The organism is Acinetobacter sp. 826659, from assembly GCF_000588515.1.
GTDB lineage: Bacteria > Pseudomonadota > Gammaproteobacteria > Pseudomonadales > Moraxellaceae > Acinetobacter > Acinetobacter pittii.
In genome coordinates this window covers 215063-240259 of record NZ_JFYD01000006.1, presented here as the reverse complement: position 1 = coordinate 240259, position 25197 = coordinate 215063, and the positions used below count along the sequence as shown (strand labels likewise).

The 25197-nt window shown below is 37.0% G+C and carries 25 protein-coding genes; 13 read left to right on the top strand and 12 right to left on the bottom strand.

The genetic code is table 11. The annotated features are described in order from the left end of the window. Positions 1 to 21: 21 nt before the first annotated feature. Both J663_RS14030 and mutS read right to left on the bottom strand, forming a co-directional pair. Complete coding sequence (locus J663_RS14030; RefSeq protein WP_033850483.1) at positions 22 to 552, bottom strand: GNAT family N-acetyltransferase; 531 nt, start codon at positions 550 to 552, stop codon at positions 22 to 24. 61 nt (positions 553 to 613) lie between these two features. Further along, entirely contained in the window at positions 614 to 3253 is a 2640-nt protein-coding gene (gene mutS, locus J663_RS14025; protein WP_002115830.1) for a DNA mismatch repair protein MutS, read from the bottom strand. A 403-nt stretch (positions 3254 to 3656) separates the two neighbouring features. Here mutS and J663_RS14020 point away from each other — a divergent pair, with 403 nt between their 5' ends. Next, positions 3657 to 4997 (top strand): aspartate aminotransferase family protein, encoded by a 1341-nt coding sequence (locus J663_RS14020; protein WP_033850481.1) that lies wholly within the window; start codon positions 3657 to 3659, stop codon positions 4995 to 4997. A 122-nt stretch (positions 4998 to 5119) separates the two neighbouring features. Here J663_RS14020 and J663_RS14015 read toward each other — a convergent pair whose 3' ends face one another. The 3 genes from J663_RS14015 to J663_RS14005 form a co-directional block, all read right to left on the bottom strand. Continuing rightward, a complete protein-coding gene (locus J663_RS14015; RefSeq protein WP_033850601.1) occupies positions 5120 to 6154 on the bottom strand; it encodes an AraC family transcriptional regulator in 1035 nt (344 codons plus the stop codon). Between the two features lie 297 nt (positions 6155 to 6451). After that, positions 6452 to 7777 carry a phosphoserine phosphatase gene (locus J663_RS14010; protein ID WP_033850479.1) on the bottom strand — a complete coding sequence of 442 codons (1326 nt, stop codon included), beginning with the start codon at positions 7775 to 7777 and terminating at the stop codon, positions 6452 to 6454. A gap of 74 nt (positions 7778 to 7851) precedes the next feature. Next, positions 7852 to 8853 carry a phosphotransferase enzyme family protein gene (locus J663_RS14005; RefSeq protein WP_033850477.1) on the bottom strand — a complete coding sequence of 334 codons (1002 nt, stop codon included), beginning with the start codon at positions 8851 to 8853 and terminating at the stop codon, positions 7852 to 7854. A gap of 180 nt (positions 8854 to 9033) precedes the next feature. Between J663_RS14005 and eat the strand changes: the two genes are divergently transcribed. Further along, on the top strand, positions 9034 to 10449 hold the full coding sequence (eat, locus tag J663_RS14000; RefSeq protein ID WP_016144775.1) for an ethanolamine permease: 1416 nt from the start codon (positions 9034 to 9036) through the stop codon (positions 10447 to 10449). Between the two features lie 87 nt (positions 10450 to 10536). On the opposite strand, the gene J663_RS13995 is transcribed toward eat, so the two are convergent. Then, entirely contained in the window at positions 10537 to 11004 is a 468-nt protein-coding gene (locus J663_RS13995; RefSeq protein WP_002115807.1) for an Lrp/AsnC family transcriptional regulator, read from the bottom strand. 118 nt (positions 11005 to 11122) lie between these two features. On the opposite strand from J663_RS13995, the gene J663_RS13990 reads away from it, so the two are divergent. Together J663_RS13990 and J663_RS13985 are read left to right on the top strand one after the other, a co-directional pair. After that, complete coding sequence (locus J663_RS13990) at positions 11123 to 11998, top strand: EamA family transporter (protein WP_033850473.1); 876 nt, start codon at positions 11123 to 11125, stop codon at positions 11996 to 11998. 183 nt (positions 11999 to 12181) lie between these two features. Beyond that, positions 12182 to 12808, top strand: coding sequence for a hypothetical protein (locus tag J663_RS13985; RefSeq protein WP_033850472.1), 627 nt, complete (start codon positions 12182 to 12184; stop codon positions 12806 to 12808). Positions 12809 to 12966: 158 nt separating this feature from the next. On the opposite strand, the gene J663_RS19490 is transcribed toward J663_RS13985, so the two are convergent. The 3 genes from J663_RS19490 to J663_RS19060 all read right to left on the bottom strand — a co-directional run bounded on the left by J663_RS19490 (position 12967) and on the right by J663_RS19060 (position 13968). Next, on the bottom strand, positions 12967 to 13200 hold the full coding sequence (locus J663_RS19490) for a hypothetical protein (protein WP_033850599.1): 234 nt from the start codon (positions 13198 to 13200) through the stop codon (positions 12967 to 12969). A 340-nt stretch (positions 13201 to 13540) separates the two neighbouring features. Further along, positions 13541 to 13672: a hypothetical protein gene (locus J663_RS19640; RefSeq protein WP_228132957.1), complete on the bottom strand. Its 132-nt coding sequence runs from the start codon at positions 13670 to 13672 to the stop codon at positions 13541 to 13543. 158 nt (positions 13673 to 13830) lie between these two features. Then, positions 13831 to 13968 carry a hypothetical protein gene (locus J663_RS19060; RefSeq protein WP_081404761.1) on the bottom strand — a complete coding sequence of 46 codons (138 nt, stop codon included), beginning with the start codon at positions 13966 to 13968 and terminating at the stop codon, positions 13831 to 13833. Positions 13969 to 14353: 385 nt separating this feature from the next. Here J663_RS19060 and J663_RS13970 point away from each other — a divergent pair, with 385 nt between their 5' ends. The 3 genes from J663_RS13970 to J663_RS13960 all read left to right on the top strand — a co-directional run bounded on the left by J663_RS13970 (position 14354) and on the right by J663_RS13960 (position 15485). Next, complete coding sequence (locus J663_RS13970) at positions 14354 to 14674, top strand: hypothetical protein (RefSeq protein WP_032038393.1); 321 nt, start codon at positions 14354 to 14356, stop codon at positions 14672 to 14674. Between the two features lie 239 nt (positions 14675 to 14913). Beyond that, positions 14914 to 15123: a cold-shock protein gene (locus tag J663_RS13965; protein WP_014206275.1), complete on the top strand. Its 210-nt coding sequence runs from the start codon at positions 14914 to 14916 to the stop codon at positions 15121 to 15123. A gap of 173 nt (positions 15124 to 15296) precedes the next feature. Next, a complete protein-coding gene (locus tag J663_RS13960) occupies positions 15297 to 15485 on the top strand; it encodes a hypothetical protein (protein WP_080612931.1) in 189 nt (62 codons plus the stop codon). 251 nt (positions 15486 to 15736) lie between these two features. On the opposite strand, the gene J663_RS13955 is transcribed toward J663_RS13960, so the two are convergent. Continuing rightward, on the bottom strand, positions 15737 to 16627 hold the full coding sequence (locus J663_RS13955; RefSeq protein ID WP_033850469.1) for an AraC family transcriptional regulator: 891 nt from the start codon (positions 16625 to 16627) through the stop codon (positions 15737 to 15739). Positions 16628 to 16810: 183 nt separating this feature from the next. Between J663_RS13955 and J663_RS13950 the strand changes: the two genes are divergently transcribed. The 5 genes from J663_RS13950 to J663_RS13930 all read left to right on the top strand — a co-directional run bounded on the left by J663_RS13950 (position 16811) and on the right by J663_RS13930 (position 22474). Beyond that, positions 16811 to 17503, top strand: a complete 693-nt coding sequence (locus J663_RS13950; protein WP_033850467.1) for an alpha/beta hydrolase — start codon at positions 16811 to 16813, stop codon at positions 17501 to 17503. Positions 17504 to 18276: 773 nt separating this feature from the next. Continuing rightward, positions 18277 to 18840, top strand: a complete 564-nt coding sequence (locus tag J663_RS13945; RefSeq protein WP_033850597.1) for a TetR/AcrR family transcriptional regulator — start codon at positions 18277 to 18279, stop codon at positions 18838 to 18840. A gap of 316 nt (positions 18841 to 19156) precedes the next feature. After that, the gene (locus tag J663_RS13940; protein ID WP_033850465.1) at positions 19157 to 20221 is read left to right on the top strand and encodes a catalase family peroxidase; all 1065 of its coding nucleotides are present in this window, start codon (positions 19157 to 19159) and stop codon (positions 20219 to 20221) included. 12 nt (positions 20222 to 20233) lie between these two features. Next, positions 20234 to 20830 carry a cytochrome b gene (locus tag J663_RS13935; RefSeq protein WP_033850464.1) on the top strand — a complete coding sequence of 199 codons (597 nt, stop codon included), beginning with the start codon at positions 20234 to 20236 and terminating at the stop codon, positions 20828 to 20830. A 339-nt stretch (positions 20831 to 21169) separates the two neighbouring features. Further along, positions 21170 to 22474, top strand: coding sequence for an MFS transporter (locus tag J663_RS13930; protein ID WP_033850463.1), 1305 nt, complete (start codon positions 21170 to 21172; stop codon positions 22472 to 22474). 86 nt (positions 22475 to 22560) lie between these two features. Here J663_RS13930 and J663_RS13925 read toward each other — a convergent pair whose 3' ends face one another. Next, entirely contained in the window at positions 22561 to 22998 is a 438-nt protein-coding gene (locus J663_RS13925) for a DUF2147 domain-containing protein (RefSeq protein ID WP_033850461.1), read from the bottom strand. Between the two features lie 512 nt (positions 22999 to 23510). On the opposite strand from J663_RS13925, the gene J663_RS13920 reads away from it, so the two are divergent. Beyond that, the gene (locus tag J663_RS13920) at positions 23511 to 23981 is read left to right on the top strand and encodes a spore coat U domain-containing protein (protein ID WP_033850459.1); all 471 of its coding nucleotides are present in this window, start codon (positions 23511 to 23513) and stop codon (positions 23979 to 23981) included. A 123-nt stretch (positions 23982 to 24104) separates the two neighbouring features. On the opposite strand, the gene J663_RS13915 is transcribed toward J663_RS13920, so the two are convergent. After that, positions 24105 to 25133 (bottom strand): MerR family transcriptional regulator, encoded by a 1029-nt coding sequence (locus J663_RS13915; protein ID WP_033850457.1) that lies wholly within the window; start codon positions 25131 to 25133, stop codon positions 24105 to 24107. Positions 25134 to 25197: the final 64 nt, after the last annotated feature.

The following is a 25197-nucleotide window of genomic DNA, read 5'->3' as shown; positions in this document are numbered from 1 at the left end:
GAAAACCTTAAATTTTTAGAGCTAAAGCTTACATACTAAATGAATATCTTCAGGTTCGAGCTGCCAAAGTTGTTGATCTGGTGCACTTAACGGTTGCGCACCATGTTTCATATAGAAGTCTACAGTGCGTCGACTTGGGGTTGCTGAAATATACAGTTGGTCTGCACCGAGTTGCTTGGCGGACTCTTTTGCGGCTTGCATAAGCTTAGCACCAATGCCTTGACCTTGTTGGTCAGCATCGACATAGAAATAGTGAAGTAATTTCGCTTGTGGGTAATCCGCTATAAGTTGATTTGACACTACGCTCACGCCAACAAGTTTTTCTGTGGCATCAAATGCGCCTACAAATATTGAACCTTGTTCAAAGAGTTGTTTGAGTTTAGGTGGGTCATTTTCTAGATGGTATGAGTCCCAATTTTGTACATCAAAAAAACAATCAACCAATTCTAACTGTTGCTGTTTTTGTATGTAGTTTTGAGTAATTAATTCACGGCGGCTAATCTGCTGCCAAATAAGATCAATTTCTGAACTTTGCAAAGATCTTAAGATCATATAAATATTATTCTCCGATATGAATAAGCAGACCTAAGCCTGCTTATTCGGAAGTGCTTTATTAAGATTTGAGTGCAGCTTTTAACTCGTAGAGTTGTTCAAGCGCCTGACGAGGCGATAAGTTATCGACTTCAATTTGCTTAAGCAAATCTAGAGCAGGGGATGAAACTTCGATCTCGACAACTTTCTCTATGATTTGTGAACCAGAATTTGCATCTGGTGGAGCAAACAAATCATTTTGAAAACTGGTTTGTAGATGTTGTTGCTGCTGTTTTTCTAAAATGCGCAAACGTTTCTGCGCTTCTTTAATAACATTGGCAGGAATACCCGCTAATTTTGCGACCTGTAAACCATGACTTTGGCTTGCAGGGCCTTGCTGAACTTTATGTAATAAAATCAGATTGCCGTTCAGCTCTTGCGCCGTGACATGATAGTTATCGATTCCTGCTTCACTACCAAGTTCGGTCAACTCAAAATAATGAGTCGCGAATAAACATAAACATTTTACGCGCTTGGTTAAATCGACCACACATGCCCATGCTAAAGATAAACCGTCATATGTACTGGTTCCGCGGCCAACTTCATCCATTAACACCAACGACTGATTGGTGGCATGATGCAGAATTTGCGAAGTTTCAGTCATCTCGACCATAAAGGTAGATTTGCCTGTAGATAAATCATCGGCTGAACCAATACGGGTAAAAATTCGGTCAATTGGACCAAGTTTAACGGCTTTAGCTGGAACATAGCTACCGCAATAAGCAAGTAAACTGATTAATGCCGTTTGACGCATGAAGGTTGATTTACCGCCCATGTTTGGACCGGTAATAATGGCCATACGGTGTTGAGCATCAAGGAAAGTATCATTTGGGGTAAATGGTGCTTTATTTAATGCTTCAACAACAGGATGACGACCTGCCTGAATTTTAATGCCTGTTTCCGGGGTAAATTCAGGGCGCGCCCAATTGTTTAAACGTGCTTGATGAGCAAAGTTTGCAATGACATCAATTTGAGCAATTGCTGAACTCATCATTTGTAGATGAGCGATGTTTTCGCGAAGGTTTTCAAGCAAAGCTTCGAATAATGCTTTTTCACGAGAGAGTGCACGCGACTCACTCGACAGGACCTTATCTTCAAAACTCTTAAGCTCAGGGGTAATGTAGCGTTCAGCATTCTTTAAAGTTTGACGACGGATATAGTCGGCTGGTGCTTGTTCTGCTTGAGCACGAGTCAGTTCAATGTAGTAACCACTTACACGGTTATAGCCGATTTTAAGGGTATTAATGCCTGTACGTTCACGCTCTTTAATTTCTAGATCAATTAAGAATTGACCTGCATGATCACGAATTTGGCGTAATTCATCGAGCTCAGCATCATATCCTTCTGCAATTACATTGCCATCACGAAGTAATACAGGTGGATTTTCAACGATTGCTGCCATTAAATGTTGATGAAGCGCTTTGAAGTCTCCAAGCTCTTCATCTAATTGAACTAATAACTTAGATTTCTTCGCTTGAATGACTGGAGTTAACGCCGTTCTTAAAGCTGGAATTTGTGCACATGCATGACGAAGTTGCACCAAATCACGTGGTCGCGCACTGCCTAGCGCAACGCGGCTAAGCACGCGTTCAATATCACCAATTTCTTTAAGCACTAAACGAACTGGGTTTTCGTGATATCCCTGAATGAGTTGCTCAATCGCATCTAAACGAGCATCAAGCAATGCAGTATCACGCACAGGTTGCATGAGTGTGCGGCTTAATAGACGGCCACCCATTGCAGTTTGGCAATCATTTACCAGTTGGAATAATGATGTTCCATGTTCAAATAATGGCTCGATAATTTCTAAGTTGCGGCGCGTAATTGGGTCGAGCGCAATAAAGTCGGTACTTTGTTCAAGTTGGATTGAGCGAATATGTGGTAATGCAGTTTTTTGGGTTTCTTTTGCATAGTGAATAAGCGCAGCGGCAGCAGCCTTGGCTAAAGGTAATGGGTCTAAACCAAAACCTGAAAGTGTTGATACTGTAAACTGATCACATAAGGTTTTTTGTGCATTATTTAGGTTGAAGTCTACATTTGGACGTTTAGTAACAGGGCAATCTAAATGCTTTTTAATTTGTTCGATAATATTGGTATCGACCAAGTCTTCATCAATCAAGATCTCACTTGGCATTAAACGCGCAAGTTCAATAGGTAATTGTTCTGGCTTGTAATCTTGTTGTTGAACTTTAAAAATGCCTGCACTCAAGTCAAGTAAAGCAAAACCAATCTGGTTTTGATGAATGCACAATGAAACGAGATTAGATGATTGATAACTGCTGAGTAATGCATCATCAGTTAATGTACCAGGGGTCAGAATACGAACAACTTTACGTTCAACAGGGCCTTTGCCTGTTACTTCTCCAACTTGTTCGCAAATGGCTACCGTGCGCCCAGCTTTAACAAGTCGCGCCAAATAACCTTCGGCTGAATGATAGGGAACCCCCGCCATTGGAATAGGTCGGCCACTGGCTTTGCCGCGATGGGTTAAGGTAATGCCTAAAAGTTTGGCTGCTAAATGAGCATCTTCAAAGAAGAGTTCATAAAAGTCACCCATACGGTAGAACAGCAACGCATGTTGATAGTCCGTTTTAACTTTGAGATATTGCTGCATCATAGGTGTGTGAGAAGATAAGTCAGCCATGATTTCAGCGCTATTCATGCGTATTAAACCCTTAAAAAATCAGTAATATTTTACGTTTGGTCATCTAACCAATTTCAAGTCTTTTAAAAATGAATGTCATTCAAGAAAAGAACACAACTGGATGAACTTTGAGAATTGGCATCCATAGTATAAAGCGATTTGGAGTCACTCCAGATGTGTAATGGTAACAAATTTGAGTTATTGAAAAAAAGAGTAGTGAAACCTTGAAGTATAAGACTAATAAGTTGACTTCAAATCGTGGCTTGAGTGGTCTGAGGTCAAGTTTTTTTCAAGATACTTAAGCAATATGGTTTGCGTAGCTTCAAACAAATACTGAAATATGTCGAATCAGAGTATGAATTGCTTACGTCAGTCATTGTCTCGCGCAAAAGTATGCTGAATATAAATAGAGGAGTCATTCATGGGTACGCGTTCAACCATTATGGATACCAATAGCTTTCGTCCAGAACATGCTGCTGAGCTGGACCATGCTACCCGCAAACTGACAGATAAAAGAAATAAAATTTTAGGTGAATCCTATCGCTTGTTTTATCGTAATCCCGTGCATCTGGTGAAAGGACAGGGTCAATATTTATGGGATGCAGCAGGTCATCAATATTTGGATGTTTACAACAATGTTGCCAGCATTGGTCATTGTCATCCTGCGGTGATTGAAGCGGTAAATGAGCAAATGAAAATGCTCAATACCCATACCCGTTATTTACATGAAAATATTTTGGATTATACCGAAGAACTCTTACAAACCACTCCCGATGAAATTGACCGTGCCATGTATATGTGTACGGGTTCGGAAGCGAATGATTTAGCGATTCGTATTGCCCGTGAATATAGCGGTGGTACAGGAATTATTGTTTCTCAAGAAGCCTATCATGGGACCAGTAGTTTAACATCAGGATGTTCTCCAGCACTTGGAACTGAGCAGCCTTTAGATGCTACAACTCGCCTAGTTCCGGCACCTGATTATTATCGGATTCAAACTGATGATTTAGGCACTTGGTTTGCTCAGCAGATTCAACAGCAAATTGACGATATGAACGCAAAAGGCATCAAGTTTGCAGGTTTTTTAGCGGACTCAATATTTTCTTCTGACGGTGTCATGCCTAATCCTGTTGGGTTTTTACAAAAAGCGGTTGATGTCGTGCATGCCAATGGCGGAATCTTTATTGCCGATGAAGTACAACCGGGGTTCGCACGCACCGGCGATTCTTTCTGGGGCTTTGGCCGTCACAACGTTGTACCTGATATCATTACCACAGGTAAACCAATGGGTAACGGTGTTCCTGTGTCAGGGCTTTTAGCCAAGAGTGAAGTCCTTGCTGCTTTTAGCGATAAAATTCCATATTTTAATACCTTTGGTGGTAATCCTGTTTCTATGGCAGCGGCACAGGCTGTACTTAAAGTCATTCAGGAAGAAGAATTGCAAACCCATAGTAAATATGTGGGAGGGCTACTTCTAAAAGAACTCACTAAACTTATGGATAAACATGAAGTGGTTGGTGATGTACGTGGTGCTGGTCTGTTTATAGGGTTTGAACTAGTTAAAGATAGAGCCACAAAAGAACCAAATAAAGCATTGGCTTTGAACCTTATTGAAGAGCTCAGAAATACTCATCGAGTTTTAACCTCAGTTGCAGGTCCTTATGGCAACGTATTGAAACTGCGGCCACCTTTGGCTTTCCAAACAAAAGATATCGATTGGTTAGTCGGTGCTTTAGATCAAGCCTTAACAAAATTAAAGTAAGACCTTCTATAAAAAATACCCTTCAAGTTGGATGTTAAATCTAATTTGAAGGGTATTTTCTTGTCTAATTTGCTCAGCTATTAAAATAAAGGCCTTTATTCAAGGCCTGTATTTGCGATGTTTTAGTGTCTTAATTGACGTGGTGTAACACCAAACCAGCGCTTAAATGCACGAGATAAAGCACTTACTTCTGAGTAACCTAATAAGAATGCCATTTCTGAAATTGGAATATTTTTCTGTTTAATATAATGCTCGGCCAACTCACAACGGACCTGATCGACTAAATGGGTAAAGGTCAGTCCTTCATTTTTTAAACGGCGGGGAAGGGTGCAACTCGTTAAACCAATATCATGAGCGATTTTTTCAAGGTTTGGTTCACCTTCACTGAGTTCAAGTTGGATGTGAGAGCGTACCTGATCTGCGAGACATTGACTTGGTGAAGCGCGATTGAGTAGGTGCAATGTATCTAGAATCACTGTTAACAAAATAGAATCACGGCCCGGCATAGTATGCTGGACGTCTTTTTTTGAAATGATGATGGAGTTAAAAGGCTGATCAAAATAAACAGGCGCGTTAAATAATTTGCTGTGTTCTTGCCAGAATTCTGGTCGAGTATGCTCAAAGTGAATCGCGCGTGGTGAATAATGAGGACCCATCACTTCACGGATCACATTCATAAACATGCCCATGGTCAGTTCTGCATCTTGGCGGCGAGTTAAAATCGCGCCGTGTTGGACCTGATAATCTATGCGCCAGCTATCTCCTAAATCGACCATCCGATTGAGGGTATCTTTCTGATGCAAATAAAAGTTATTGGTCATGTTCATGAGTGCAGACTCTAATGTGTTTGAACAAAGACCAATGTACCCAATGAGCCCTAAGGATTTCGGTTGAAACTGTTGACCATAATGCAAACCAAAATTATCACAACCTGAAACCAATGCTGCCTGTTCTAGCACCTTACAATAATTGGGTAGTTGTAAACTCAAAGTTGGGCTGATTAGAAGTTCAGGATTAATACCACTAATTCCTAAAACACGATCAACATCTGCACCTTTTTGATGAATAAACTCGCTTAATCCAGAGGCGGCTGCAGACAATACACCTTGATTACACATATTTGAATCGACAAGATGAGCTGGATTGAGATGTAACATGTCAAGTCTCATGATATTTATTCCTAACTATTATTATATTAAGCAAAAGCCATACCAGTTTTTGCTTACGTCCATGATTTTTTGTGGTTAAAACTATTTATAAAATAATGGTTTATGTGTTGCTGTTTTAAGTTTCAGGTTTGATTCTTTAAGAAGATATCTTTAGGTTGGGTAGAGAACTAAAAGAAGGCAGAAAATGCATTAGAGATAGGCAAAAAGGGCAGAACTAAAACAAGAAATTAAGCGGCTTCTCATGCATACAACATGTATTGTAGGCATGAGAAAATAAGTGAAATACTAATTTTTTGTAGTTTTTGCCGTTTGTGCACCATAATTTAAACTGGCCATTGAAGGTCTAAATTGACCAGTATTGGCATCGCGGCCCTGTAGTAAGAACTTAGTATTGGCTTGACCATAGCCTTGCACAGCCTGCTGAGAAAACTTGCCGATATCAGAGTTTGGGCTGCGCAATCGGTTGATGATCAGAACCTTCTGAGTCGCCGCAAAATCTTGCATCATATTTTGATCGCCTTCACTGTCACCTGCGATAAAAATTGGTCCGTAACCATATTTAGAGACTAAAAAACGCTGGATGGTTGCAGTTTTGCCTTTACCTTGAGTTTGCGCATAGCCATGACGAAACTCGGGTAAAATTCGATTTTGTGCATCTCGTTCTAACTCCATGGCGTAGGCATTTTTTTCATTAATGTTATAGCCAATCTCTGGATTAGAAATAATTTCCTTAATCACATCAATAAAAGATGCCGAACAGACATAGACATCAATGCCATTATCCTGAAAGGCCTTAAATAGATTTTGCATTTCACGGTATGGTCTTAAACCATTTTCCCAAGTGGTTTTCACAACGCCTGCTTGACCCGAAAGTGCAGCGGGAGAGGTCCATGTCGCGGGTCCAATCGGTTGCTGCATTTGCCAAGCCACCGTTGCTTTTACCAGATTACGGACTTGTTGTTCGGTAAGCCCAGTAAATAAATAAGTGACCCAAGGATATGCGACTTCATGATCAAAGGTGTCTCCAATCGCCGCATATAGATATCTCATTTTAGTAATGAAATCGAGATAATGCGGATCTTGTTTAATTTGATCGAGAGTTTGCTGGCCTTTTAGACCGCTATAGTGGTGATAAAGCCATGAGTAGCTGGCAATAATATCTGGGGCAATTTTATCAATATTAACCGCTTGGCCTTGCTGGTTATTGTAGGCCGCTTCAAAATTTTGCGAGCTAATTCCTTTACGAATAATTTGATTAAGCTGTTCTGGCGTGACATTAAAGGCTAAATGTTCAAGCTGATAAATTAAAGTTGCTTCTTCGATGTCTAAAAATACCGAAGTATTGTCAAAGTCAGTGACAATATATGGGCGTTTTTCAGGGTTATAGTTAGGGCTATCTTTTCCGTAAGTAGCAATCAATTGGTTAAGTTGGTCAAAGTTAAAAGTGTCCCATTGACCTTTTTGTATATATTCCTTTTTGGGAATAGCGACTGCGGGAGATGTATTTTGTATAGGGTTGTAGTTACATGCGCTTAGAGCAACCATACTTGCCAGACTACTGGTGAGTAATAGTACTTTGGCAACTTTGCTCAGTTGATGGGTAGCTTGCATAAACCCTTCCTTTAAATTCTATAAAATTTAAAAACTAAAAATTGAAAATGAAGAAAAGCGATCTAAATCACTTTTCAAATTCCGACAGGCATTTGTCCGTTTAGATATTTTTTACAGAGACGCACAGTTTCATTGGACCATTGATCGCCAAGACTTTGAGCCATTTCTGTTTGTGCGTGAGAACCATTCCAAGCCATCATTTGAATGCGGCGTTGCATGATAAAAGTCGGGATCATTTCGTATTCTTCAGACTGAATATGACCTACGCGTTCGTAGCCTTTTAACCAGTAATCAACCCAATGAGGCGCATTTGCATAATGTTCATTGAAGCTAATCGCAGCAGCGAGATCATGCATAAACCAACTCATGCCGCAGTCATCAAAATCGATCACGCCGATACGTTCTTGTTGTAGTAAGAGATTAGTTAAACGCAAATCAGCATGAATCAGGCCATAGCGTTCCTGAGTTTTGCCAAAGAAATTTAAATCTTTCGAAATCTGTGCAATGGCTTCTTCAATTACGCCGTGATCTTGTGGTCTTAAATGAGGTGCATTTTTCCAGTTTCCCCAGTGTCCATCTGCACCGATCATGGTTTCATGATTCCACACAATACGTTGAAAGTTTTCAGGCGCTTGCCATGTCTTACTATGTACGTGCAACTTTGCGGTAATTTGTCCTAATTGTTCAAATGCAGTGGGGTCAACTTCAACCGTCGGCATATCGCCCTCAACCCAGTTGAAAAGGACTGCGTAACGATAAATATCATTCGATAGTTTCAAGGTAATGACGCGTTCACCCGACTGATCTGCAATCGCAACAGGAACTTGAATACCACTCGCATTTAAGGCATCTAACCATTCAAGCTCACTTTGTATATCGAGTTTGCTGTGATAGTTCGGACGGTGAATTCGAAGTGCATATCGAGCAGACCCAGTCGAAACTTGATAGGTTGCATTTTCAGACTGACACAGTAATTTGACCTGTCCTTGATAGTCTGATGGATATTGCTTAATTGCTTGTTCTGCCAGTATTTGTAATTGAACTTGGCTTAAAAATTCATTTTGTTCTACAGACATAACCCATCTCCTCAATTTAATTTTTAAACACGTTTCGTGTTGAGATGCCGTCGATCTTATAAAAGAAAAAATGAATCAACTTGACTTCAAGTGGTCGGGGAGATGTTTTGCTGTCAAGTTTTATGAATATCTTTTGCGCAACTATTGGTGATGTAAATTTAGTCGATAAGGCATACGACAATGAAAGAATCTGAATTAAGCGTAGATGTTGGTGCTTTACAACAGGACGCAGAGTATTTTGCAAAACGTCAGTTAAAAAAGGGGGCAGTAGGTTGGTTACTTTTAGTGGGGCTAGGTGTTTCTTACGTCATTTCGGGTGACTTTGCGGGTTGGAATTTTGGACTGGCACAAGGTGGCTGGGGTGGGCTCTTTATTGCAACAGTCATCGTCGCGTTTATGTATCTCTGCATGAGCTTTGTAATGTCCGAGATGTCAACGATGTTACCTACCGCTGGCGGTGGCTATAGTTTTGCCCGCGTTGCATTTGGTCCTTTTGGTGGATACCTGACAGGGACTGCGATTTTAATTGAATACGCAATTGCACCTGCTGCCATTGCCGTATTTATCGGTTCATATTGCGAATCACTCTTTGGAATTGGCGGCTGGGCAGTTTATTTAATTTGCTATTTAGTTTTTATGGGCATTCATCTTAAAGGTGCAGGTGAAGCGCTTAAAATTATGTTTGGAATTACCGCCGTTGCTTGTATTGCACTGGTCGTATTTATTGTCGCGATGCTTCCACATTTTGACAGCGCACGTTTATTTGATATTCCAGTCAGCACTCATGCAGGTGCAAGTCAATTTTTACCGTTTGGCTATATGGGAATATGGGCCGCAGTACCTTATGCCATTTGGTTTTTTCTTGCAGTTGAAGGGGTACCACTAGCTGCCGAAGAAGCAAAAGATCCAGTACGTTCATTGCCACGAGGCCTGATTGGTTCAATGTTGATATTGGCATCGTTTGCACTTTTAATTTTATTTTTGGGTGCAGGCGCAGCGGGTTCAAATGCTTTAAAAAATTCAGGAGCACCTTTGGTTGATGCGCTCATTGCGGTATATGGTCAGCACACATGGTTAGCAAGTTTTGTTAACTTTGTAGGTCTTGCTGGACTTGTCGCAAGTTTCTTCTCAATTATTTATGCCTATTCACGCCAGATTTTTGCATTGTCACGTGCGGGATATTTGCCAAAAAACTTATCGCTTACCAATGAAAATAAGGCGCCATATTGGGCCATTATCATTCCGGGCATTATTGGCTTTTTACTCTCTTTAACAGGTGAGGGTGACTTACTCATTTTAATGGCAGTATTCGGTGCAACAATTTCTTATGTGTTGATGATGCTTTCACATATCAAATTGCGTTTATCTCGTCCTGAATTACCACGCCCGTATAAAACGCCTGGTGGAATGTGGACGTCTTGTATTGCCTTGATTCTTGCTGCTGTTGCTGTAGTTGCAGGTTTAATGGTCAATCCAAAAGTTTGGTTATTGGCCGCGCTGATTTATGTCGGATTTATACTCTATTACTTGTTATATAGCCGTCATCATTTGGTGAAAGGTACGCCTGAGCAAGAGTTCGCCATGATTGATGACTAATTTTAAATGGGTTAAAAATAAAGAGGCTTCGGCCTCTTTTTAAATTTTATAAAATGATTGAAACGTTTAAAGCCAAAATAGAGAAGTTTAAATATTTAACTCAAAGTTTACTTTCACGCGGTCTAAAACAATTAAGGTTCGATATGTTTTTACATCTTCATTATCAGCAAAATGTTTTCTAACCAAACTTTCAAAATGAGATAAGTTATTGCTCAGCATAATAATGATAAAAGAGACGCCTCCATTCACAAAGTAACACTGTTGAATTTCTTCAACAGAAGCAAAGTATTGCTTCGCTCTGTCCATCACTACAGAGCGGTCTTCGCTAAGGCGGACTTCAATAATAGACGTAATTTTTTCACCAAATTTAAGCGGATTTAAAATAGCGCAATTTTTTAAAATTATTTCCTTTTCTTCCATACGAGATATACGTCTTTGCACGGAAGCGGACGATAGACCAATTTTTTCAGAAATTTCTCGATGCGAAGTCTTATTGTCTTTTTGCAGTATTCTTAAGATTGCGTAGTCAAAATTATCTAAAGAAATATCTGACATGAGTAAATCTCTCATTAAGCTTTAAATATAGAGTTATTTAATCGTTTTATTGAGAGAAATAGAAGAAATATATTGATTATATAGAATTAAAATTTCAATCATTCCCAGAGCGGTAAATATGATGATTGAGACAAACTCCAAGCAAGGCATGGCATTTGCAGCCGCATTTCTATCTTTAGTTTCTGTGCAAATAGGAGCATCAATAGGAAAAGCCCTTTTTCCAATTCTTAGTGCAGAAGGAGTAACTTTAACTCGACTTGCTTTAGCAGCATGTTTCTTGTGGATTGTTTATAAACCTTGGAGAGATTGGAACAGACAGACCAATTGGAAAAATCTCATTATTTATGGGGCCATCCTCACTTTAATGAATACTTTAATTTATAAAGCATTTTCTTATATGTCTGTTGGGATCGCGATTTCCATTGAAGTGTTGGGACCGCTTACGGTTGCTATTTTAATGTCTAAAAATAAATTAGATTATTTTTGGGGAGCATTATCTATGATTGGTTTGCTTCTTTTACCTATGGGCAATTCAAATCATAACTTTAGCTTTATTGGTATGACGTATGCTTTAGTGGCGGCAGTAGGTTGGGGACTATATATTATTTACGGCTCTAAAGTTGCAAAAGGTGGTGGAAGTTCTGTTGCGACTGGAATGTTCCTAGCAGCTTTGTTTGCAACGCCTTTAGGGGCATCCCACATTGTCCATATTTTTGATAGTTATACGATTCTTTTGACATGTTTACTCATGGCGATGCTAGCAAGTGCGATTCCTTTCATATTAGATATGATTGCGATGAAAAAACTGCATCCACGCGTTTTTGGAATTTTATTGAGTGCATCACCCGCGGTGAGTGCTTTGGCTGGATGGCTGATTTTAGATGAACGATTAAACAGTTTTCAGATCCTAGGTATAACAATTATTATGGCATCGTGTGCGGGATGTTCTTATTTTTCTTATAAACGTAATACTGCAAAGCCTGTTCATCTATGATGCCGCATCTCTAAAAGCTGGATGAGTCGTTTTGAAGGGGGGTAAATAATAAATAGAGCCCCCTTAGAAAGGCTGCTTCTGTACAAAAGAATATAAAAACAGCAAGTAATACTTACTCAAGTATCATTTTAATCTGATTGATATTTATACAATATAGTTACCAGATCACACGGATATGAACTCATGAAATTTCTAAAATTTCTAACTTTTAGCACCATTCTTACTTTATCCGCACATAGTTATGCGACAGTGGGCGGTGGACAAAAAATTGAAGTATTGGGCTATCAGCAAAAAGAGAAGAAACTTTATGTATTAAGACATTATGAAGATGGTCGAGGACGTTTACCACAACTCTATTATTATTTATTAAATAGTAAATCGCCTGATAAACTGATTGAAGTTAAATCTCTCTATATCAATCCAAAAACACATAAGATTGATTATGATCAAGATATTAGAGCATTTGATAAAGCTCTAAATAAAATTAAAAAGAATTTAACCCCATTAGTCGTAAGTAATAGTAAGACCGTAAAAATTCAGACGTTAAAAACTCATCAGAATCAGGTATCGGCTTGGTTTGATCCTTCAGGAAAGATCACGCAATATAAAACAGAATATGTTGTAAAATCGCCGTCTTTACAAAGTAAGACCCATGTTGCGGTTCATTACACCAAAGCAATAAAAATTTCCCAAAATTATAGCGTGCCTAAACACAATAAGAGGTTGGTTGTCGTTAAATATCTGGGGGTTCCAGAAGAAACAGGTTACGATATTGAAGACCCTGTTTTACTGCTTCCTGTGAAAAAATAAGTTTAAGAGCAAATTATTTTCTTGGTTCAAAGCGTCAGCAGTAGGGCATCATTATCTAGATGTTCACAACAATATTGCTGGCATTAGTCATTGTCATTTTGCGGTCATTGAAGCGCTAAATAAGCATAAGGAAATATTCACTTGTTACTTAGATTGATTCATTCAAGGTCGAGTTGGTCGTCATCTTTTGTGACTTTAATTTTTAACTTCTTATATTTCCGTTTATTGGGGTCAATTGCAGAATTTATAACTTCATCTGAAAAAGCTGAACATAACATCAATTTTGAGTATGCTCGGTAACCTATCAAAATTCTACGTAGTGGGTAGTCTGTTCTGGTGGAGTAATAGTCGATTCTGGAGTTTAGTTCTTGTAGCAGAGTCTGCTGTGACATTAGAATAATTTCTGTAAGAGGTACATGCAGCATATAGTGATTTATCTACTGTAAGAAGAATTATTTTGAAAATGTTATAAATTTTAGATAAATCAAGATTTATATTACATATCAAAGTATTTTAGATATGCAAAATATATATTTATTCTCTTTAAATTTAAGGAGATATGCTGCAAACATAAATTTTTGATGATGCTGTAAAGATAATAGTAACAACTCTTTTTAAAGCCACCGTGCACTATGTGTTATAGTCAATTTCGATTAATTATTGGCATTAAAATGGATATCTGTATTGGCGGTATACTTGATGGGAAAAAAAGAAAAGACGATCAAAATCATTTCAGAGTAGATAGTCATTATTCTGATCATGGCTCCGAATATAATAAAGAGCATTTTCATCTACATGGGCAGCTTCATACATTTTGGATAAGTGAAGAGATTGATTTTTGTGATGCGCAAAGAAGAGTTGAATTAATATTAAATAAAAGATTAGAACTTGTTTAAATTAAAAATAAATATATGTATTAGTATTTTTTTAGATTCTATGTGGAAGATGAATAAAACGTTTTAATTAATATGATGTTAAACAAAAGCTCTATTTAATATAGAGCTTTTGAGCTATCAATTATTTTATTCCTTTTTTTCTTCATTATTATTTTCTTCTTCAGACGATTGTACAGGTTTTTCAGTTTTATCCTCATTAGGTTGCGCATTAGAATCATTTTTGTTTTGTGTGGTTTTTTTTGAAAATTCTTTGAAATCAGACATTTTAAACTTCTTAATAATAGTAAGGAAGCTTCATCGTAGGCCTTTAATTCGCTTACATTGCGGTGATTATGAGAACTCTATGTAGAGATATGTGCGTAAAATTGCTTAATTCTCGACATAATGTTTCTTTGAACCAAATAGACTGTTGATATATAACTAGAAGAAAATTTTAACCAAATACAAGAGTTAACATATAGCTAGAGAGCTATTGTTTTTAATGGTTTTTTGATAATTATAATTTATTTAAATATATTATTTTAAGTTCTTAAGTGGAGGAAATATTTTTAATTAAAGTGGGGGATTCGATCTGTAAATATATTTATACAACATAAAGATACAGTTTTACATGCATACTCAATCAAATTAATTAAAAAATGAGGGAAATATGGATGATGAAATGAAAAAATATTTTGATGTGGCTGAAAGTGTTTACAATAATATTCACTTTAAAAATCAGTCCTCTAAGGATTTAATTGACTGTCTGAATAGACTGTTAATTGAAATTAAAAAAGAAGCAGCTATAAACAATTTACAATTAAAATATCCTGTTATTGATTTTGAAAGTTGTTTAAATAGGCCAATGAAAGAGCGTATTGTTAAAATTGACTTAAGCCTTCTCCCTAATTTTGATAATGAACATGAATTTATTCTATGGTTGGCGGGATTTGTAAAAAGTATTTCTGTATCTAGAAGTTATTATTTTTAAATTATGATGTGATAGCAAATAAAATAAATATTTTTTAAATGTGTTGTATAAATATTTATTTGGCGTATACTCAATTTAACTAGAAAAAAAGACTTATTAGTAAATCCTCTTTTAGTATCGTAGTTTTATTCATAATCCTTCGTTTTTTTAAGATCTTAAACTCAATTCGTTATTATTTTTTCAAAGTTTAATGAGTCATGAAATGTGGCTTTATATTATTAAAAATCAAAGGATATATTATGTCTAATACAGCAATCGGTACAGTGAAATGGTTTAATGAAACTAAAGGTTTTGGTTTTATTCAACAAGATACAGGCCCAGACGTTTTTGCACATTTTAAAGAAATCAGTAGTTCAGGGTTTAAAACCTTATATGAAGGTCAACGTGTTAGTTTTAATATAGCTCAAGGACAAAAAGGTCTTACAGCTACTAATATTATTGCCCAATAATATTTTAAAAATAAAAAAAGCATCTTAGGTGCTTTTTTTTTTGTTTGATATATCAATAGGATATAATTTGGTACATTTTTCTGATATTTAAAGTAAAAAAAGAGATCATAATAATTATATTAATAATAAGAAGGTCAAAAGAGATGGAACTTAGAGCCGTAAAAATGCATAAAATGTTTAGAGATTTTCATGAGGAAAAGGAACGTGGCTATATAGGTGAATATGATGAAAAACATAACCTTGTAGCAATATATAATACGTTTAAAGAAAAAATGCAGAAAATAGAAGGAACTTATCAATGGGTTTTACCTTCATCGGGTGAGGTATTTTTTGTTGAGGAAGATCCGCTCTATGTTCGTTAATTAATTTTCCCGTCTAAAAAAATCGATAATTTATAAATCAAAGTCCTCTAATGAGGACTTTTTCATATTTCACTCAAGGTATCTTTAACAATTCTAAAAGCAGGTGACATCAATCTACGGCTGGTATAAAACAAATATGTTTTTAGCATTTCCTATTTTTCGACAAAACTAAATTCTGACCTCTATTGTAAAAAATTAAGGTATAGCTTTTTTAGTGTTTTATTATTTTAGGTTAGAAATTTTCCTTTCTATTACTTAGCTTTAGTTTCCGACATTTCTCTAAATTTTTTTGGGCTATAACCATAAGTTTGAATAAAAGATCTGGTAAAGGCAGCTGGTGAAGAATAACCAACTAAATCAGCTATTTGTGAAATACTATTATTCGTTTCAATTAAATATTGATTCGCTAACTTCATTCGCCAATGTTTGAGATAATTAATTGGTGTAGTACCTACCAATTCTATGAAATTTTTTGAAAACTTTGATTTAGATTGATTAGTTTCTTTGGCAAGAATGTCTACGGTCCACTCTTTAGTAGGATCAGAATGCATTAAGAATAATGCCTTGCTAATAGCAGGATTCTGCAAAGCTGAAATCCAACTTTTATGGTTTAATGTTTCTTTATTTAGCCAAAATCTTATTGACCATACCAAAAGCAAATCGATAACACTTGAAAGCATAACCTGACTACCTAAAGAAGGTTGATCAAGTTCTAATTTTATTGCCGCTACTGTCATTGGTATCCATTCAGCAACTTTCCCATTTCGGTCTGAGGGAACTAATATATATTTAGGCAACCCTTCAGCGATTGTTTGTCCATATACACCGTTTAATTGAAAAACACATGTAATGACAGATGGTTCTATAGCTTTATCTTCTATAATTTCAATAGAATGCTTAAATCTCGAAGGAATAACGATAATATCCCCATCGTTTACAGTTTCATTTATTTGTTGTTCATCACTTTTAATTTTAAAACTACTTCCTTGAAATATATGGATATAAGAAAAATTCTTATCCAGAAAAACAATATTTTTATTTTGATAATTTTCAACTTGATAAATTTTTCCTGATATTTTTGCTTTTTTATAAATATCAAAAAATATATCAGTTAATTTATTTAAATCTTGTTCACTATCCATCTCACTACATCTCATCAAAAAAATATGCTGTTTTGGTAATTGTGAAAAGTAGTTTTATAGCAAATAATCATTTTACGAAGATTTTATAGTTTGATATTTGATCAGGTTGTTTGAACTTCATGTGTGAATATTTCTAATTTAATTTATTGATTTCAATGTCATAGCTAAAGCTAGGAGAAAACAATGAGTAATAAACCAACAATTATATTAGTACATGGCTTTTGGGGAGGCGCTGCTCACTGGAGTAAAGTTATTATTGAACTTTCCCATAGAGGTTTTACCTCATTACAAGCAGTTGAATTGCCTTTAACTTCACTAGCTGATGATGTTGAACGTACAAAGAAAATGATAGCTCAGATTGATGGTGAAGTAATTTTAGTTGGGCACTCTTATGGAGGTGCTGTTATTACTGAAGCTGGTAACCTTCCAAATGTAGTTGGTCTAGTCTATATAGCAGCGTTTGCTCCTGATACAAATGAGAGTCCAGGGGAGATTACGCAAAAGCATCTACCTGTCGCTGCTCCTAATTTATCACCAGATAGTGATGGTTACCTTTGGCTTAAAGCAGACAAATTTCATGAAAGCTTCTGTCAAGACTTAACAGAAGATGAAGGTCTAGTGATGGGAGTAACACAAAAAGCTCCGTTAGCAAGCACCTTCGGCGACACGATTTCATCACCCGCTTGGAAAACTAAACCTTCTTGGTATCAAATTTCTACTCATGATCGAATGATTAGTCCAGAAAATCAAGAGTTTATGTCTTCTAGGTTAAATGCTAAAAAAGTTATTTCTTTAGATGCGAGCCATGCTTCATTAGCTTCCAAGCCAGTTGAAGTTGCGGATTTAATAGATGAAGCTGTTTCTTTCTTTAATTAATAAAGTTAATAAATTTAGATAGATAAATAAATTAAGAAGTTAAGAAAATAATAATTTTTTTAACTTCTATTTCATTATAAATATAAGTTCATCTCATAAGAGTCACCTCTAGCAATGCGTATTATTGCTAATGAAAAATTAATTATAATATTTTTAATTCACCCGCTTTATAAACCCCACTTAACAATAACCAACTCATTATTTATCCTTACTTTTTAATGATCTATTTTAAAACAAATGTCATTTTGTGTGCTTGACTGCAATAAATGTGAAGCTTATCCTTTGCCTGCTGGCCACATTGCCAGTCGGTTTTAGCAGACCGAGATGAAAGATCGCATCAGAGTTATTCCGTCTGAGGGATACTCTTATGTGTAAACTCCTCGTTCCCTCCCGTAGCGGTAGGACGGGAGAGGGACACCTTCGGGTGTGCTGGTTATATCTTTCACCAGTCTGCTAACCCTTTCTCGTTCTGCCACCATAAATTTAATGTCTGGCAGAACTCTAAATAAAAAGGAGTTGGCTTTGCACATCCATTATTTCTTGGCTCTCAATGCCAAAAGCTATAACGACACAGCTTAAAAAACTAAAGCAGCTTGATTGCCCTAAGGTTTTCAAGCTTTAAATCGTCACGACCAAAAAACTTACTCAACAATAAAACTTGAGATGTGCCAAGCACAGTCTTTATAGGCTTTGCTGTGCCTTTTTTCTCCCAGAAAAGGCAAAGCTTTTTTATCTCATTTATATACAACAAGAATTTTTATAACGGTAAAACTATGCCAAAGTTAGTTCTCTCAACACGCGCTATTCAAGTTATTAATACGTCGATTGATTTATTTCAGCATCACGGCTTTCATACGGTTGGGGTCGACAGAATTGTGAAAGAGTCAAAAATTACCAAAGCGACCTTTTATAACTTTTTTCATTCAAAAGAGCGGTTTATTGAAATCTGCCTAATTGTGCAAAAAGAACGTTTAAAAGAAAAAGTGGTTTCAATTGTTGAATACGACCAAGGCTCAAGCGTGAAGGAAAAACTTAAGAAACTTTATTTCTTACATACTGATTTAGAGGGACTGTACTATTTATTGTTTAAAGCCATGTTTGAAACAAAACTGACCCATCCAAAAGCCTATCAAACCGCGTTGAGATATAGAACGTGGCTCATTAATGAAATCTATAGCCAGCTTAGAGCACTCAAAAGGGATGCGACTTTTCAGGACGCCAAGCTATTTTTATATATGATTGAAGGCATAATTATTCAGCTTTTAAGTTCGGGTCAGGCAGATGAGAGAGAAAGGGTGTTGGATTGTTTTCTCATCTCTATGATCAATCATCACTAGTTAACGAGCTCGCTTTTAAAAAGATCACCTCTTCGGACTCTTTCGGTCAAAGTTGGCGCTTCTAGATTCTTCGTTCTTATGCTGTATTTATCTCCATTCAAATGTTAATAAGATTAATACTAACCCCGAGGTGCGTACCTTATATGATCGGGAAATAAATATTATATTAAGGCTTATCTCTATTGGATCCAGAACTTTCGGGATTTTATTTACTGAGCTAATTTTGAACGTGATTCCATCAATGTAAGTAAATCTCTTTTGACATGATGAAACTCTTTTTTAGGGATGCAGCCATACAATTTACACAGGATGAAGAATGAATAATTTGAATTTTAAAACTCTAAAGAAGTACTGGCTGCGATTCGTGGGTATTGCTGTAATCGCGGGCTCCTTATTATTGGCATTTGCTTGGGTCGCTGGTCTATTTGGACATCGCACCACAAGCAAAACTTTTTTGGGAGACTCATTAAATAACTTTGATTCCGGATATCGACGTGCACACGGTAAGGGTATTTGTTTTGATGGTACTTACCACAGTAATGGTGCGGCGGCGACACTCTCTAAAGCCACGGTATTTGCCAAGTCTGATATACCAGCAATTGGCCGATTTTCTATTGGAAGTGGTAACCCGCATGCGGCAGATAATTCGACAGCAACAGTAAGTATGGCTTTATTACTTTCAGCAGCTGATCATTCACAATGGCGCATGAAATTAAACAACTTTCCCTATTTCCCTACACGAAATGCCGAAGGTTTTTTGGCGCAGCAAAAAGCATTTAAACCAGTTCCAGCTACTGGCAAACCCGATCCAGCCCTTGTTGAGGCTTTCTTAAAAGAATATCCAGAAGCACGTAAGTCTATTGAGCAAAAGGCAAAGATGCCATTAACCGGTAGTTTCAGCGGCGCAGAATTTTATGTCGTAAATGCTTTTATATTGCGAGCCGCCAATCGACAAGAACAGCCAGTTCGTTGGTCTATGCGTCCTCATTCAAAATTTATTAGTCTGACCAAAGAACAACGTGATCAAGCTGACCATGATTTCTTATTTAACGACATCAAAAAACGTTTGGCTGAAGGGCCGCTATATTGGGATTTGGTTTTGCAACTTGCCGAGCCGGGAGACCCAGTGAATGACCCATCTCAACCTTGGCCAAAAGAACGTAAAGAAGTGATAGCAGGAACATTGGAAGTCAAAAATGTAACTGAACAGGTAAATGGCGTTTGCCGTGACATTAACTTTGATCCAACACTAGTTCCACCGGGAATTGAGTTATCAGATGATCCAGTACTCGCCGCACGAGCAGGCATCTATTCACAATCTTACAATGCTCGCTTACGTGAAATTGGATTTGGCAAAGCAACGGATGCCGTGGGCAAATAGGAGAGATCAGCCATGCAAAACAAATCTAACAATAATGCTCCACGTCATTTTAATTTGACTGCTCGAATACTACATTGGCTTATGGCGGTAGCGATTTTGGCCATGCTATTTATTGGTGTGGGAATGACAACCTCAATCACTTGGCGTCCGTGGTTAATCGATATTCACCGTCCTTTAGGAATCGCAATCTTATTATTGGTCATCATTAGATTAATAAATCGACTCTATTTCCCAATTCCACCTTTGCCGCCGACTGTACCACGCTGGCAGGCGTTTATGGCCCATGCATCACATTGGCTGCTTTATCTTTTGATGTTTAGTTTGCCATTGCTCGGATGGGCTACGCTATCGGCAGGTAATTGGCCTGTAACTTTATTTCCTGGTTGGGATCTTCCACCTATAGCACCCACCAACTCTACGCTTTATGCTTGGTTTCGTACTCTACACGGAATTTTGGCTTGGCTACTATTTGCTGTGGTTATTGGTCATTTGTCTGCTGCGTTATTACATGCATGGATTTATCGCGATGGCGTATTCTCAAGTATGGCTTTGGGCTCTTCTAAACCATCAAGTAATGGATCTTCTGCTGAAAAGAAGAATGCTGATTGAGGGGAATTATTAAGCTCAGATCAGGCGGACGAGAGGGAAAAGTTTTGGAGTGCTTTTTAAATCATCTGTTTGAATATAAAAATAATTTAAATAATAGAATGTATGGTTTGCTTGTTTTTTGTTAGATGAGCAGGCCATAGCCCCTGTGCAATAAGTTGAGATCATTACTCCGATAGAATCAAATCATCCGATCTAACTTTTTGTTTATATTGTAAAAAAATAATATTTTGACTTTATTGGCATATTATTGTTATTTTATTTTACGTTAATCGTAAATTGATTACGTATTGCATAATTAAAATGAATTAATTTAAAGCATGTCATGGAGAAGGGAATACCATGAAAGAAGTTGCATTAAGTGATTTGATCAATCAGCAGAAAGTTGGACGCTATCAAAAATTTATTCTGATCACCTGTTTATTACTAATGATTATGGATGGCTATGACATCCAGTCTATGGCTTACGCGGCCCCAATGATTATAGAAGAATGGGGCGTTCAAAAATCCATGCTAGGGATTGTGTTTAGCGCCAGCTTGTTTGGTTTATTTGTCGGATCATTTTTATTAAGTTCACTCTCTGATCGTTTTGGCCGCCGTCCCATCTTACTGATCTCGACTTTTATGTTTTCGGTATTGATGCTGGTGACGCCACATGTGGGCAATATTGAGCAATTGACTGCAATCCGCTTTGTTACAGGAATTTTTTTAGGAGGGATCATGCCAAATGTTATGGCTTATAGCTCCGAAATTGTTCCATTCAAATCTCGTATTTTTACCATGATGGTCATTTCTTGTGGCTATACGGTAGGGGCAATGTTAGGGGGCGGTATATCCGCCTTATTAGTTCCTTGGGGAGGCTGGCAGGCAATTTTCTATTTTGGCGGTATTGTTCCTTTAATTATTTTCTTTATCACATACTTTAAGCTGCCAGAATCTTTATATTTTTTGAGTGAAGATCATAAAAATAATCCTAAGATTTTATTTTGGTTAAAGAAGTTTTATCCCGCATTAACATTCAATTCAGAAATAAAAATCATCAATAACACTGAAGTTGAGGTTAAAAAGTCACCGCTTGAGTTATTTAAAAATCAGCGTGCGTTTTTTACCTATTCCATCTGGATCATCAGTATTTTAAATATGATCAGTCTATATTTTCTGGCGAACTGGCTCCCGACTTTGGCTAAAGAATCAGGGCTCTCACTAAATCAGGCATTGATGATTGGTTCTACTCTACAATTAGGCGGTACGGTTGGTAGTGTAGTGATGGGCCTTAAAATCGATAAGACAGGATTTTATAAAGTATTAATTCCTGTTTTTTTGGTAGCAGTGATGAGTGTTGCTTTAATTGGCTATGCTGTTAGCCATATTGTTTTATTATTTATTATCATTTTTATTGCTGGCTTTGCCATTGTTGGTGGGCAACCTGCCATTAATGCACTGTCTGCTAGTTATTACCCAGTTTCACTTCGTACTACAGGAGTGGGCTGGAGTATCGGAATTGCCCGTTTGGGTTCGGTCATTGGGCCGCTATTTGGTGGCTACCTTTCCCAATTTCTGGTCATTACCCATTTATTCGTGATTGCTGCAATACCTTCGCTACTCGTCATTATTATGCTGATGATTCAAGCTAAGTACCGATCATAAAAAACTATTACATGTATCATGCACATATTGATTGTAATTATGATCGGTAAGTAGATATAAGAAGTTGATTACTGCTACTTCATAAGCTATTTAACTCGATACCACGTTTGATTTCGGCCAATCGCAGAGATACCAATGTATCCACGAGCGGTAAGTTTTTCACCATCTGGTGATACTGTTAGGCTAAAGCGATAGGTCTTATCTGACTGTGGGTCGAGGATAGAACCTTTGTCATATTTATTTTGACCCACACTTTTTAAATTTTTGACGATGGTTAAACCAATCAAAGATTTATTTTTATAAGTACCTTCGCACATCGTACATTTGTTGGCTTCACTTGGAACAAGTATTTTTTCGATGTTTGCAGAGAGGTTGCCATTTTTATCTTGGCTAAATCTTACCAATGCTCTAGGTTGATTGGTTGCGTCATCAATAGTCTTCCAAACACTGCCATGTAATTTGTCCGATGAAAATGAATGAACCGAATAAAAGCTGAATAAAATTAATAATAAATATTTTTTCATATCAATGGTTTCTCGAATTAAAAATAAAGGGTTTTAAAGGCCAGAATTATTCATTTTAAATTTAACTTCACAATTTTCTTAGTATTGAATCTATAAGCTAAACAATATGTAAAGTTATAATCTATTTGTTTGGATATTATTTTGATTAGTTTTTTTATGCAATTGCGAGAATGGACAGAATGATTAAGCAGGGTTTAAAACCAAGTTATAAATTATTGATAATTTTTAGAAGTAGTGGGGTGATTAAACTACATACAGTTTGATAAATAATGACAAATTTTATGCTTAGGAGAAATAAAAAACATCCACTACTTTTTAAATTAGTTAGATTGCGTGTAACTCATCACAAATAATAAAAATAATATGCAAATCATGTGATTAGTATAGATTGACACTGTGCAATATTAAGTCTTATAACTAAACAATCCTGAAAGCTGTTTCTTTAATAGGAACAGAAAAAACACAATATAAAGATGAATAGACATTAGAACAAAAAGTTAAGGAGAGAAGAAATGAAAGTCATTAGACATGCTTTATTTTCTCTGATGGGAATGTTGACAATAAATAGTGCAGATGCTGGAAATGCATCTACATCATTGAGGGTCAGTTTAACCATTCTAGAAACTTGTGAAGTTTCCACACAAGGAAACTTAGATTTTGGTTCGGTTGAACGTGCTCAGCCAGTTCCTACTGCAAGAACGGATGTAACTGTGCAATGCAGCAAAAATACACCCTATCAATTGGCTGTAACCTCTGACAATAACTTTGAACTTAAATCTACTGCCAGCCCAGCATCTGTTGCATATGTACTGTATCAAGATGCGGGCCACACTCAAATTTGGGGAGGGATGGCGGATAAAATACGTTCACGAATTGCGACTGGAATGAAAGAAAATATTCCTATTCATGGAGCGATCATATCAAGTACGAATGTTCAGGCAACCAAGTATGAAGATTGGGTTCGTGTGAATGTTATATATTAATTGTGAAAACAAAAATAATCATAAATATCAAAAACTAATTTATAAAAAATCTGTTTTTAGGGCAGAATAGAATATTTTAAAAAGCTACACCAAACTATGGTGTAGCCAGTTGTTTTGATAGAACTAAGCACCACGCATTAATGCTGTTACTGCTTTTTCCAGAAATTGTAGGGTCACTGGTTTGAGCCAAGTACCGTCGGCAAGGCTTGGTTCATTTTGCATTGCTGTACGAATTTTTTCTTGAGTACTTGGTTTTTTGCCAGCATAGCCTTGTAGCATAGAGAGCCATTGTTGTGCCAAATGCTTTGCTCCATCACTATCTGGTGTGACCTCGGCATCAATCAATTTTTCAATATCGACCAATAGTTGAGGCCATTTTTTCATCTCACGAATGTAATTTTCTTTTAAAAAAGTAAACTCATCATCAGATAAATAACGGGCAAAAATACTCAGCTTACTCTCAGAAAAAGCTTTAAGTAAAAACTCAACAACTTCTGGCGTTACGCCTAATTTTTCCTGAAATTCAGGCTCGGCTGAGTTTATAGCATTTAGTTTAACTAACCATTTTGGGTTAGCTCGCGTATTGTGCTCAAGAGTTTTCATCCACTTACGAGCCAAGTCTTGAGCGGCTTCGCTATTAGATGGTTCGCCAGCATTAAATAGTGCATTTGCTGCTTGAGTTAACCTTTGCCATTCTTGGTGGCTTTTAGTGCCTGCTTGTAAGAAAGTCAGTTTTTCAAGCTCTTCTTTTGTAAAGTATTTTTCAAACATCGCTATAAGCTCCAGTGTTTTTAGCCAATCCTCCAAACCAAGCTCTTCACCACTTATGATCTGAGATTTAAGTTTGCTGAGCTGATTTCGCAATTTCTTTTGCTCTGTCAGCCTTTGATCAATTGCTTGAATCTGCTGATCAATAATCGGTAAAAGTGCAAGATTGGGGTCTTCAAGAACCGTATGGATTTCGGCTAACGACATTCCCAGTCCTCGTAATGCTTGAATCTGATGCAAACGAGTAATGTCTTTACGGGTGTATAGTCGATAACCAGCATCGGAACGGACCGAAGGCTGAAGTAAACCGATATCGTCATAGTGATGAAGAGCACGGACAGTAAGTCCGGTTTGCTTAGCCAATTCACCAACTTTTAACAGCATCTTTTAGCTCCTTCTTCCTTAGGCATGTTTTATGCTAGGGGCTTACGTTACGTGAGGGTCAACT